Origin of the sequence: Algoriphagus sp. Y33, assembly GCF_014838715.1 — a bacterium.
In the GTDB taxonomy this organism is placed as follows: Bacteria; Bacteroidota; Bacteroidia; order Cytophagales; family Cyclobacteriaceae; genus Algoriphagus.
The window spans coordinates 3,071,485-3,084,449 of record NZ_CP061947.1; the positions used below are offsets into that span (position 1 = coordinate 3,071,485).

9 protein-coding genes are annotated in these 12,965 nt (G+C 42.6%); 6 read left to right on the forward strand and 3 right to left on the reverse strand.

The annotated features are described in order from the left end of the window. Positions 1 to 203 precede the first annotated feature (203 nt). The 5 genes from ID165_RS12345 (at position 204) to ID165_RS12365 (ending at position 6,352) form a co-directional block, all read left to right on the forward strand. Positions 204 to 998: an SDR family NAD(P)-dependent oxidoreductase gene (locus ID165_RS12345; protein ID WP_192351019.1), complete on the forward strand. Its 795-nt coding sequence runs from the start codon at positions 204 to 206 to the stop codon at positions 996 to 998. A gap of 734 nt (positions 999 to 1,732) precedes the next feature. Further along, positions 1,733 to 4,540, forward strand: coding sequence for a PQQ-dependent sugar dehydrogenase (locus tag ID165_RS12350; protein WP_192351021.1), 2,808 nt, complete (start codon positions 1,733 to 1,735; stop codon positions 4,538 to 4,540). A gap of 505 nt (positions 4,541 to 5,045) precedes the next feature. After that, a complete protein-coding gene (locus tag ID165_RS12355; protein WP_192351023.1) occupies positions 5,046 to 5,300 on the forward strand; it encodes an autorepressor SdpR family transcription factor in 255 nt (84 codons plus the stop codon). 3 nt (positions 5,301 to 5,303) lie between these two features. Beyond that, positions 5,304 to 5,957 (forward strand): SdpI family protein, encoded by a 654-nt coding sequence (locus tag ID165_RS12360; protein WP_192351025.1) that lies wholly within the window; start codon positions 5,304 to 5,306, stop codon positions 5,955 to 5,957. Positions 5,958 to 6,133: 176 nt separating this feature from the next. Further along, on the forward strand, positions 6,134 to 6,352 hold the full coding sequence (locus ID165_RS12365; RefSeq protein ID WP_225587111.1) for a M23 family metallopeptidase: 219 nt from the start codon (positions 6,134 to 6,136) through the stop codon (positions 6,350 to 6,352). A gap of 619 nt (positions 6,353 to 6,971) precedes the next feature. Here ID165_RS12365 and tnpA read toward each other — a convergent pair. Next, on the reverse strand, positions 6,972 to 7,418 hold the full coding sequence (tnpA, locus tag ID165_RS12370) for an IS200/IS605 family transposase (RefSeq protein WP_192351026.1): 447 nt from the start codon (positions 7,416 to 7,418) through the stop codon (positions 6,972 to 6,974). Positions 7,419 to 8,321: 903 nt separating this feature from the next. On the opposite strand from tnpA, the gene ID165_RS12375 reads away from it, so the two are divergent. After that, positions 8,322 to 9,707 (forward strand): DUF6600 domain-containing protein, encoded by a 1,386-nt coding sequence (locus ID165_RS12375; protein WP_192351028.1) that lies wholly within the window; start codon positions 8,322 to 8,324, stop codon positions 9,705 to 9,707. 53 nt (positions 9,708 to 9,760) lie between these two features. Here ID165_RS12375 and ID165_RS12380 read toward each other — a convergent pair whose 3' ends face one another. Both ID165_RS12380 and ID165_RS12385 read right to left on the reverse strand, forming a co-directional pair. After that, a complete protein-coding gene (locus ID165_RS12380) occupies positions 9,761 to 11,053 on the reverse strand; it encodes a serine hydrolase (protein ID WP_225587112.1) in 1,293 nt (430 codons plus the stop codon). Between the two features lie 129 nt (positions 11,054 to 11,182). Beyond that, positions 11,183 to 12,682, reverse strand: a complete 1,500-nt coding sequence (locus ID165_RS12385) for a S1C family serine protease (protein ID WP_192351030.1) — start codon at positions 12,680 to 12,682, stop codon at positions 11,183 to 11,185. Positions 12,683 to 12,965: the final 283 nt, after the last annotated feature.

Genomic DNA, 12,965 nt, shown 5'->3' on the forward strand with positions numbered 1-12,965 from the left:
ACACAAGCTAATCTTCCGCCCCGGTTTATGGCTCCACAAACAGAAATGCTGTTGGTGGACACCTACCCTCCTGAATGCATAAAGGCCATCTTTGAATATTCCTTGCCATCATCCGAATTTTCTTACCCTCACTTGAGTTTACTCTAGCAGGTAGCATTTTGCTACTTTTCAGCTAACCATTTTTAACAACTATAAGTAAAGTAATGGATTTAAAATTAGAAGACAAAAAAGCATTTATCAGCGGATCTACCGCAGGGATTGGGTTTGCTATCGCAAAGAGATTCTTAGTAGAAGGAGCCTCAGTAGTTATTAACGGCAGATCACAAGAAAGTGTGGACAAGGCTATAGCCGCGCTCAAATCAGAAACCGGCAGTGATAAAGTTAGTGGAATCCCCGCTGATTTCTCTAAAGTGGAAGAGATAGATCATTTGCTGAGCACTCTTCCAGAAGTGGATATTTTGATCAATAATGCAGGGATTTTTGAGCCAAAAGCCTTTGCAGAAATTCCTGATGAAGATTGGTTTAGATTCTTTGAGATGAACGTCATGAGTGGAATCCGCCTTTCTAGACAATATTTTCCGAAAATGCTTGCTAAAAACTGGGGAAGAATAATCTTCATTTCCAGTGAGTCAGGCGTTTTCATACCGGACGAAATGATCCATTACGGCATGACCAAAACAGCCCAATTGGCAGTGGCAAGGGGATTGGCTGAGCTCACCAAAGGAAGCAATGTCACGGTAAACTCAATCCTTCCCGGCCCGACCAAGTCAAAAGGTGTGGGCAAATTCTTAGAAGACTTATCTGAATCCACCGGTAAATCAATACAGAAAGTCGAGGAAGAATTCTTTCAGGATATGCGTCCTACTTCATTGATTCAGCGATTTGCATCGGTGGAAGAAGTGGCGGACACGGTGGTCTATTATTCCAGCCCTCTGGCTTCCGCCACCAACGGAGCTTCTATCAGGGTAGAAGGAGGACTGGTAAGATCCATACTGTAATCAGAATTTGGCGTGAAACTCCGATGCCGCCGTTCATGTCACCACTTCTTCGAAGCTTGTGTCAACAGCGCTCTGCCACTATTCCTTTCATCAGCTCCGCCGCCGTTCCTTTCATCAGCTCTGCCGCCGTTCGTGTCCTCACGAACGGCCTTCAACAACCTTTTTCCCATCAAAAACACTCACAAAGGTTCAGCTCCAAAAGCTAGTTTGCCCTGTGGTGATTGGCAGGTATAGTGAAAAATCCCATACTGACTTGCCTAAAACTGCCTGTCGGTAAGGTCCCTCGTTAATAGCAAATGCCAAAAAAAAATTGGCTCAACTTTATAATTTTTCAATTTGACACAATATATTTAACATTAAGGCACCTTATCCCAAGTAAATACCGCAAAGCAACTTATAACTTGTTTTATCTGTGTCTTTTAGCAGATATTAGATGAAAGTCAAAAAAAGCAGGTAACCTTATTCCATGTATAGCTATCCGCTTTTCTGCCAGTAAAAGCATCTTAGGATTCAGAAAACGTAAGTGTTGAGGCCACTTCCGTCTTCCTGACTGGCAGGCGTCATCCATCTTCCAACAAGGAAAATGGATGATGACTCCATTGCGGATAATCATATTGCTTTAACTATACCCAACCCAATAACCGATGAAATCGAGCATGTCTTGTAAAACACACATTCAGATGATTTAACTATGCGAGATTCCATATGGCCTTTAAAAGACAAATTATAACCATATGAAACAAACTTACCGATCAATTACAGTGCTGAGCCTAGCCCTGTTGCTGGGATTCCTTTCCTGTTCGGAACCCGAAAAAAAAGAATCAATCGAGAAACCTGAAGATAACCGCTTCACAAAAGTAGTCCTTACCGAAGGAATGGATGAGCCTATGGAAATGACTTTTCTGCCTGACAAAAAAATCCTATTTGTAGAGCGAAAAGGCGGAGTGAAAATTCTGGATGAAAACACCGGCGAAGTCACCCTCGTAGCCACTATCCCTGTCAATACCAAATATACCAATAAAGAAGGGGTAGTCCGTGAGGCAGAGGAAGGACTGATGGGAGTCATTGCTCATCCCGACTTTTCGAAAAATCATTGGATCTATCTCTACTATGCTGATCCTGAAGACAAGCAACACGTACTCGCTAGATGGGAATTGGACGGGCACACGTTGGTCGAATCATCCAAAAAAGTCATTTTAAGCGTTCCTACACAGAGGGAAGAATGCTGCCATACAGGCGGCGGGATGGTCTTTGACCAAGAAGGCAACTTGTACTTAACTGTAGGAAACAACACGGTGAATCCGAGTTCCGGAACTTCAAATCTGGACGAGCGTCCGGGACATGAAAATTCCGATGATCAGCGCGCTCCCGGAAACACCAATGATTTGAGAGGAAAAATCCTTCGAATCCACCCGGAAGATGACGGCAGCTATACTATTCCTAAAGGCAATCTTTTTCCTGAAGGAACAGAAAAAACAAAGCCTGAGATCTACACCATGGGACACAGAAATCCCTGGAGACCCACGCTGGACAGTAAAACCGGCTATTTATACTGGGGGGAAGTAGGTCCTGATGCTGCAAAAGACTCCATTTGGGGTCCTCGCGGGTATGATGAATTCAACCAAGCCAAGGGACCCGGCTTCTTCGGCTGGCCCTATTTCATCGGTGATAATATCCCTTATACACGTCATGATTTAGAAACTGATACCTATGGGGAGCCATACGATGTGAATAAGCCTGTAAATGAATCCGTAAACAATACGGGACTACGTGACTTGCCAACCCCTGTAGTTCCGGCCATGATCTGGTACCCTTATGGGGTTTCTGAAGAATTCCCACTTCTGGGAAGCTCCGGGAGAAGTGCTACAGGAGGACCGGTATTTAGAAAAGCAGATTTCAAATCAAATGCCCCTTATGTTTTCCCAGCTTACTATGAAGGCAAATGGCTAATAGTAGACTTTATGAGAGGTTGGATCATGTCGGTGACCATGAATGACAATGGTGACTATGAATCCATGGAGCGATTCCTACCACATGACACATTCAGTTCGGCAATTGACATGGATTTTGGCCCGGATGGCGCATTATACATTTTAGAATATGGTAGTGCTTGGTTCCGTGGAAATGCCAATTCCCGAATCGTAAAAATCGAATACAATGCAGGCAACCGTAAACCTAACGTGGTCGCCACTTCTGATAAATTGTCCGGAGCAATTCCATTTACTGCCAATTTCTCTTCAGAAGGCTCAAACGACTTCGATGAGTATGACCAAGGTAAACTTGATTACACGTGGAAAATAAATGGTGCGGATGGAGCGACTACCGAATTGAAAGGAGCTGACGCAACTTATACTTTTGAAACAGCGGGAAAACATCAGGTAACCTTGACTGTGACCGATACCAAGGGTGAGTCCAACACTTCCTCCTTCGATGTAATAGCGGGAAATGACAGGCCTCAAGTCACTATAGACTTCAAAGGAGCCAATAAATCATTCTATTTCGGGGAGAATCCTCTTCCATACAGCATTACTGTAAATGACGATGAGGATGGAAGTACTGATGACAGTAGAATACATGCAAATGAAGTGGCAGTAACCTTTGACTATGTCCCTTCCGGATTTGACCCGATCGAGATCGCTTCCAAACAAAGTGGCGTGGAATCCGAAGCTTTGGAAAACATCGGCAAAAATCTGATCGAAGCCAGCGACTGTAAATCTTGTCACCAATATGCTGAAACATCCATCGGACCAAGCTATCAAGCCGTAGCGACCAAGTACGAAAATACTGCCGAAACTGTCGATATGTTGGTAGACAAGATCATCAACGGTGGAGCCGGAATCTGGGGAGAGCATGCGATGAGCGCACATCCCCAGCTATCCAAAGCTGATGCAAAACGTATGGTGGACTATATCATGAATATGAATACGGTGAAGGCAACAGTTAGATCACTGCCTTTGTCCGGATCGGTAAAAACTACAATCCCGGAAGGAGAGGACGGTCAAGGAAGTTTCCTTTTACAGGCATCCTATACAGATAAAGGCAACGGAGACGTGCCTGCCTTATCAGGAAGTGATTTTATAGCTTTGAGAAATCCCTATTTGGATCCGCAAAGTGCTGAACTAAGAAAAGGCGTAAATCTGATGACCACCCCCAGTGTGAATTTCTTTATGGTGGGTGATCAGTCATACATAGGTTTCAAAAACTTGGATCTAAGCGGTATCAGGGAAATCATAGTATATGCCGGCATTAGCGAAAGAGTAGATGCCAAAGGCGGGTCTATAGAAATCAGAATTGACTCACCTACCGGAGAAGTAATCGGGCAGACAGAACGGCTGATAGCAAAACAAGTAGTAGGTTTCAGACCGCCGCCTAATATGAACTTTATAGATTGGAGAAGGCAAAACTCCAGTCTGGGAAAAGTAACACTTTCGCCCGTCAGCGGCAGACATGATGTATACATTATTTTCAAAAACCCTGAAGCAAAAGACGAAGAGATTCTGATGAGTGTGAACGAGGTGCAGTTCTCGAATACACTCAGGTAAATCTTGATTATCAATCAAAAGCCCTGTTTTTCATTGGAGAACAGGGCTTTTTTAAACCGAAAAGGATCCCGGAGTTTTTCATGGAAAGCCTGGTTATCCTGCTTCTGGAGAAGCCGGATTTAGCTCCCTTTTTCATAATTAGGGCTGAAAGCCTGTTATAACAAAGCTCAGCTCGACAGCGCTGGGCATAAAAAATATATAAAGTCTCCAATTTCTGAGAGTTGAATTAATTATTTGGAAATCTAAATTAATATTTAGATGTTTGTCTAAATACCTAAATGAAATCGAGCCTACCTGCCACAGGCAGGCATAACTCCAGAATCCCCCACAGGGATGATTATAACCTTGCGAGATTCCATAGCCTGTCCCGACTTTTCGGGATGGCAATTAAAAGACTATTATAAACACATGAAATCGAGCATGTCGAGATCGAAACACAGAGGCATGACAATAATGCATGCGAGATTCCATGTGGCCGCTAAGAATCAAATTATAAACACATGAAATGAATTCTCTTTTCAAAGCTTTAAATGATGAAACCCGGAGGCAAATTGTCGATCTATTAAAGGAAAGGGATATGAATGCCGGTGAAATCGCAGAGGAATTTAATATATCCAAACCAAGTATTTCACATCATCTTGATATTCTCAAAAGAGCCGACCTGGTGACCAGCGAAAAAAAAGGGCAGTTCATTGTCTATTCTCTGAACACAACAATTCTAGAAGATTTAATAGCATGGATTTTAACCTTAAAAAAATAAGTCATGAGCCCTACCCTTAAAAGTGAATTGCCAATTATTGCGATAGTGCTACTCCCCTTTATTTACTTGGCTTGTATCTGGAATAATTTACCGGCAGAAGTCCCTATTCATTGGAATATAGATGGGGAGATTGATGGATATGCAAATAAAGCCATGCTCATTACCATCCCGATATTGCTACCATTGCTAGTGTATGTGATATTCTTAGTTATCCCAAAAATTGACCCGAAGAACAGGCTAAATCAAATGGGAGGTAAACTTCAAAACATAAAAGTACTGTTGACAATTTTCATGTCAGCGTTGGCTTTGTTTATCATTTACTCATCAAAAAACCAATCCTTGACTAACCCAAACTACCCCATATTAGGCATAGGCATCTTATTTAGTATAATCGGGAATTATTTTAAAACCATAAAGCCTAATTACTTCTTTGGCATCAGAACCCCTTGGACCTTGGAAAGTGAGAACGTTTGGAAAGAAACGCATAAGATCGCGGGGAAAATGTGGCTTGCCGGCGGAATAATAGTCGTACTAGCGAGTTTGATTTTGGAGAAACGCACCAACGTAACTGTGTTTTTGATAATTACAGGAATAATTACACTGATCCCTGTGATTTATTCTTATGTCAAATTCAGCAAAGAAAAGAATTTGATATAAGAAGGCGAAGTGTGTATTTCGTTTGGACAGTTCTAATTGCTCATATACGGTAATTGGCTCTTGAATAAAACTATTAGATTCAAAAACTAAATCTCACAATCATTGACTTATGAAAACCATCAAGCCCCTATTCCTACCAGTATTATTTCTCATCCCATTATTGGGCTTTGGCCAAAGTGAGAAAGAAAGCTACAAGAAGAAAACAAGGCGAGTTATTAGGTCTTTGTGGTAACTCAGGCAATTCTTCAGAAGCTCATTTGCATTTTCATATACAGAATATAGAGGGCATAACTAAAGCTACCGGAACGAAAGCCTATTTTGACAAGATTCTGGTGAATGGAGAACTGAAAACGGATTATTCACCAATAAAAGGGGAGAAAATTAAAAATCCCTAATGAGTCTAGACAAGGCATAATTCCCTATAGCAGTCGGATGTACTTACACCTTTCTATTTCGTCCAACTTCCAATTGGTAATCTGGATCAAAATAAATCACCAATTGAAAAGAACATTCGGGTGAAGTTGCAAAAAACGACAAACTCTCTACTAAACCCAGACACTTCTTATCCTCGAAAGACAAGTAGCGATCTCCCCTCTCTACTCCTAAAAACTGAAGAACAAAGGAACATTGTCACCCTGCTATTGAGACAGTTGAAAGGAAGCACAATGCTTCCCATTCTTCTTTTCTCCGTTAGTTGTACCCACTCTACCTATGAAGCCCCCCATTTATGGTAAAATGTTCGACCCAGTCAGGGTCGGGCCAGATGATTTTTATGACGTCTTTTTCCATGGGTTGCACCCGCGGTTCCGCCACGGCGGACGCAGTATTGAGAAGTTTGACGCCGTTCGGGGTCGGGATTTTGGTGAATTTAAAAATTGAAGCACCAGTAAGAATTGATGATAATTTGTGCTTAGAGAAAGGATCCTGAAAGGATCGAACCTCTCAATAACCCTAGGTGCACCCTAGGGAAATGGTGGACAAGATGGTGGTGGACAACCCCGAAGGCGGTTGAACCTATAACAAATATTTCTCTTCAAAATCAATTTCATATTCCCTCAACAATACCTTGTATTCGTCTATAAACGATTTTTTTTTATGATGTCCCTCTTGGTTTTTGACATAATTCATCAATCGTTCCTTTGATTTTATCGACTCTGAAAAAGCACCATAACCATCTTGCCAACCTTTGAATTTTGGAAAAATCCCTTCTCGCCTTATGAAATCATCACTTGCCAATTTGATGTCTTTCACCAAGGATGAAATAGCAATCGTAGGATGCACATGCGTCAATATATGAACATGATCTTCCACGCCATTGATTCTGTAGAGATGGCAATTTTTATTGGTCAGCAGGTGGTGGATAAATCCGAACATCCTCTTTTTCTCATCGCGGACGATTGTTGGTTCGCGGTGTTTGGTGGAGTAGACAATGTGGTAAATCAATTGAGTGTGGGTTCCCATAAAAATCAGGTTTCGGTGGAAAAATGAGGTGAATGAATTTCGGAATTTTGGATGATTTTGACAAATGGCCTTAGGAAGAGTTCGACACCCTTTGGGGTCGTTGGGTCGTTGGGATAGCACCTTAGTCCACCCACGGGTTTCACCCGCGGTTACTAAAAGGTTTGACCACTTCGTGGTCGGGATTGGATACATCATCGGTCAAAAATCATGATCCTGAAATGCCTGTCCCGATGAGCGCCGCGATTTCGGGGATCAAACTTCTCGATAATCCTAGGTAAAACCGGGTGATTTAAGGCTGATGACTCGTCTTGGCAAGGCTCAATCCTGAAGGAGAATCAACGATCCTGAAAGGATCGAACCTCTCAATAACCCTAGGTGCAACCTAGGGAAATGGCGGACAAGATGGTGGTGGACAACCCCGAAGGCGGTTGAACATTTTGAAAATGGAATTACAAATTCCGGGAAATATTAGACTGTAATTACAAACTCATCCAACCGGAATTCCCCTACTTTTTCGATCTCCGGTCATAATTTGCCGGCGAGACGTTTATTTTTTTGAAAATTTCTTACAGCACCTCACACTCATTTTTCTGGCAAAAGCTAAGATCCATCCTGAAAATAATCGCCTTGCTCAAAATAACTTAAAATATATTTTTATATAAGTATGAAAATTTTACAACATTATTAAGTAGATCTTAAGATAAATCCCAACCATTGATCTAATTTTTAACGTAAACTAACCCAACAAAAGGCTCATTTTAAAGAAGACTGAAAAATTGGCTTGATTTTGGTTTTAGTATGCATACATCCTTTTTACAGAAAACTGCATCTACCTAACAGGAGGCAAAAAAGAAACCAACTAGTAATTACCAGTCTTTAATTTAATCACTAAACCCACATGCAATGAAAACTCCGCAAGTACCACGATGGATAAAAAATCTGATGATGGGAATCTTGGCAATTGTCTGGATTAATCCCAAAGATGCGAAAGCCGATACTCCGGCGGGCGTATCCTTTCAGGTTTTCTATGATGAATTAATGCCCTATGGTGACTGGGTTAAAGATGCCCGATATGGCTATGTGTGGCTGCCGGCAGTCTATGATGACTTCCACCCTTATGGAACAAACGGACATTGGGTCATGACCTCTTATGGCAACACCTGGGTTTCTGATTACGATTGGGGATGGGCAACTTTCCACTATGGAAGATGGTATTTTGACGATAATTACCGAAGCTGGGCATGGATACCTGACTACGATTGGGGACCGGCATGGGTAGACTGGAGAACAGGGGGCGGATATTATGGATGGGCACCTATGGGGCCAGGCTTCAATTTGAGCGTAAGAGTCAATATACCTTCTGCTTATTGGGTATTCGTACCACAAAACAGATTTGTTTACCACAATGTGTATAACTATTGTGTCCCTAGAGCAAATCGTGTCAGAATCTATAATAATACAACTATCATAAACAACACGGTGGTCTACAACAATAACCGCTACTATGCAGGACCGGCTCGAAGAGACATAGAACGGGTAACCAGAAGATCCTACCCAGAGCGTAGAATAGAAAGCAGCAAAACTCCAGGAAGAACAGTTGCCTCTAAAAACACTGTAAGAGCTTACAGACCTGATTTGCAAAGCGCAAGAGGAAGTACTACCGCAGCGAGACCTTCTAGAGTTTTGTCTTCCGGAGAAGCCAGAACACAGCCTGCAAATACTCCTTCAAGAGTAAATAGCAGATCAGAAACTGTATCCGGAAGATATGTAAGTACCCCTGCAGGATCCTCCAGATCATCTGAAAGAGCTACTGTACCAAGCAGATCTGACAATTCCGGAAGATCAAGCACTCCTGCTACCAGAAAGAGTGACTTCGATACTAAGCCTTATCACGGTTCTCAAACCCGGACTACAACTCCCAATGCTACGAGGAACAGCGAAACTAGAACTTCTGTGCCAAGTACTAGACAGGAAAATGGACGACAGTCCCGGACTAGCCCCGCTCAGCCAAGAACACAGAGCTCAAGTCCAAGACAATCCAAAACTCAAAGTGCGCCAGCGCAGCGGTCAAGCCAGCCTAGAACTCAGCCGGCAACTTCAAGATCGCAGTCTCCTAGTCCAGCGGTAAAAAATGCTCCTAGCCGCTCTACACAAACCAGACAAGCGCAACCGGCTTCTCCCCGTTCTACTTCGGAGGTTAAGAGTTCTTCTTCCAGATCTTCGACTCCTGCCAGAAGCTCTACCACACCATCCCGTAGTTCTTCATCTAGAAGTAGAGGAAATAATTAATTTTAACCATTTAACTTTAAAAAGAGGCTGTCTCAGATTTGACAGCCTCTTTTTTATTCTATTGCTGAAAAAACCATCTGTCGAAACTTCCATCCGGATTCATCCCCTGTACCACCTTGAGTCTGCTTCATGACAATCCCGATCGTGTTAGTCACCGGATCGGCGAAGTATTGGGTGTTGAAATAGCCTCCCCAATCGAAGGTGCCCAAGCTTCCGATTCCCCCTTGAGCAACTCCTTTTTCATCTACAAGTCCAAACGCCAATCCATAGTCCTTCCCTCCATCACCGAGCAAATCTCCAACTTGATTACTCATAATTGCCTGCACTGTAGTTGGACTCAGAAATCTTGTGCCGTTATACACTCCGCCATTAAGATACATCTGAAGAAATTTGGCATAATCCTCCGTAGTCGAAGAAAGTCCCGCCCCTCCGGAAAAAAAAGTTCTAGCGCCGGTCTTAGGATAATCAGGATCATAAAAGGTAACAGGGAAAGGCTCCCACTCCCCATTTACTTTGTGATGGATAGTAACCAATTTTTCACCTTGCTTATCTGTCAGATAGAAGCCGGTGTTGCTCATGCCCATAGGATCAAAAATCCGGGTTTTGAGAAATTGGTCAAAGGGCATTCCAGACACCACTTCAATAAAATAGCCCAGCACATCCAGCCCCTCGCTGTAGGTGAATTTTGTTCCCGGCTCATGATGGAGGGGCAGTTTCGCCAGCTTTTTGATATTATCGCTGATTGTAACTTCCTCTGTGGTGAATAGATCCACTATTCCGGCTTTTTGATAAATCATTTTCATCTGCTCATTACCGTCGATCACCCCATACCCCAGCCCGGACGTATGGGTAAGCAAATGCCTGATGGTAATCTCCCGAGGTGAAGGTGAGGTAGAATAAGAGGAATCTCCATAACGGAATCCGGTCAAAATCTGTGGATCCGCAAACTCGGGGATGTACTTGGAAATAGGATCATCCAACCTGAACTTCCCTTCTTCCCAGAGCATCATTACCGCTGTGGAAGTAATTGCTTTTGACTGGGATGCTATTCTGAAAATTTGGTCTTTCGCCATTGCTGTTTTTGACCGAACATCCGCCAGGCCTTTGGCTTCATGATAGACAATCTTGCCGTCTTTTACGATTAATGCTACCAATCCTGGGACTTGATTAGAACGGACTGTCTCATTCAGCATTTGATCTATCCTGTCCAGACGTTCAGCAGAAATCCCTACCAAGGGCTGCTTTCCCTGTGGAGAAATAGTGGTCAGGAAACTTTGAGCGAAGCTATCCGTGCTCATTATAATAAGGCAAAAAAAGCAGCTTAAAATGGCTATGTGTTGTTTCATCGGTTAAGGGTTTGATTTTAAGAAGTAAAATAGGGAATCCCATTCAAATAATTATCCCGCTAAAGAAAATGGCAAAAAAACAGGCCGATGACTTATCACCGGCCTGTTTAATTTAATTTTTAAAATCAATTAATCTACCTCGAAATAATATTCTGTTCCATCTTGAAACATCCCCAGAACGACTATTGATTCACCGCTGACAGCTTCCAATACCTCAAGCAGATTTTCCACATTTGATATTTTCACCCGTCCCGTTTCGGTAATTACAGAAGTGATAATAAAACCCGGTTTTGCGCCTGATTTTCTCCATTTGTCACTGTTGACGCCTGCTATTACTGCTCCGCCGTTAATCTTAAGATAATCTTTTACCTTATCGTTAACATCCTCAAATGCCACTCCTTCAAACTCATAGGTTTTTGGTATTTCCCTTTTTACTATATCTGTATCCCCGGCAAAATTTTTCAAAGTAGCTTGGGTTTTAAATGTTTTGCCACCTCTGATATATTCCACTTCTACTTTATCTCCAGGACGTTTTCTTGCCACCATTTCCTGAAGATGTGCTACGTTGTTCGTTATACGTCCATCCACACTGATGATAATATCTCCCTTTTTGAGACCAGCCTCTTCTCCACCGCTATTTTCATTCACTCCTCCTACATACACACCTCGCTCTACAGGAAATTCCTCCTCTAAATAATCAGCAAGCTCAGGACTTACATTTTGGATGCTAACTCCGAGCAGACCTCTCTGTACTGTACCGTATTTCATCAGGTCATCCATCACCTTTTTCACCAATGTGCTTGGTACGGCAAATGAATAGCCATTGAAAGTCCCTGTCTGGGAGGCTATCGCAGTATTAATACCAATCAGCTCACCGGCCAGATTCACCAATGCTCCACCGGAATTACCGGGATTCACCACCGCATCAGTTTGAAGAAACGATTCCACTGACAAGTTGTTTTCTACATCTCTGAGTATACCTATATTTCTTGCTTTTGCCGAAATAATCCCGGCGGTCACCGTGGAATTTAAGTCAAAGGGATTCCCTACCGCCAATACCCATTCACCAATTCTAGTATTATCAGAATCACCAAATCTCACGAACGGAAGTCCGGTATCTTCGATTTTCAGCAAAGCAAGATCTGTAGTGGGATCTGTCCCTACGACTTTAGCCGTATATCTTTTGTTGTTTTCGAGAGAAATCTCTACTTCCGTCGCTTTATCCACCACATGATTATTAGTGACTATATAACCATCTGAGGAGATAATTACACCTGATCCCGAACTAATAGGCATAGCCCTTTGGGTCGGCCCCCCTCCTCCCTGAGGTGGAATCCCGAAAAATTCCTGCAATGGATCCCGTTGCGTTCTCCCTGCACCGGTATATGCTACTTTGCTTTTCACATGGACAACCGCCGGAGTGACTGTCTCAGCAGACGCAACAAAATTGATCCCATCAGGGATAGTGAAATTCTCCCCCGATAATAAATTCACAAAACTGGCTTGCTGCTTCTCATCAAAGGTGGTTGCATTTTGCGGTTGGGAAAGAAAACTCACGCCCGCCAAAGCGACAATTCCGCCAATCAACGAGGCAAGAATCATTCCCAGAAAGAATTGTTTTTTGCTCATATTTCTTAAGGTTTATTTTATAAGTATTTAAACAGGATGGAGCTGAAATAGATCCAAATATTACACCTGAAAAAGAGGCTACAGCACCAAATTAACATGATTTAACCGCTTTTCCAGCAGATCCAACATACAAATCAAAGTTACCACTCCGTAATAGACAATCTCTACCCTTAACAAGCTATACGTCCCGATGTTTTCTATGGTTTAATCCGGATTTTGCATTAGGTTTCGTTAAGAGACCATTAATTGCACTAAAATCAGGCTGTTTGGAGACTAAGTCCGC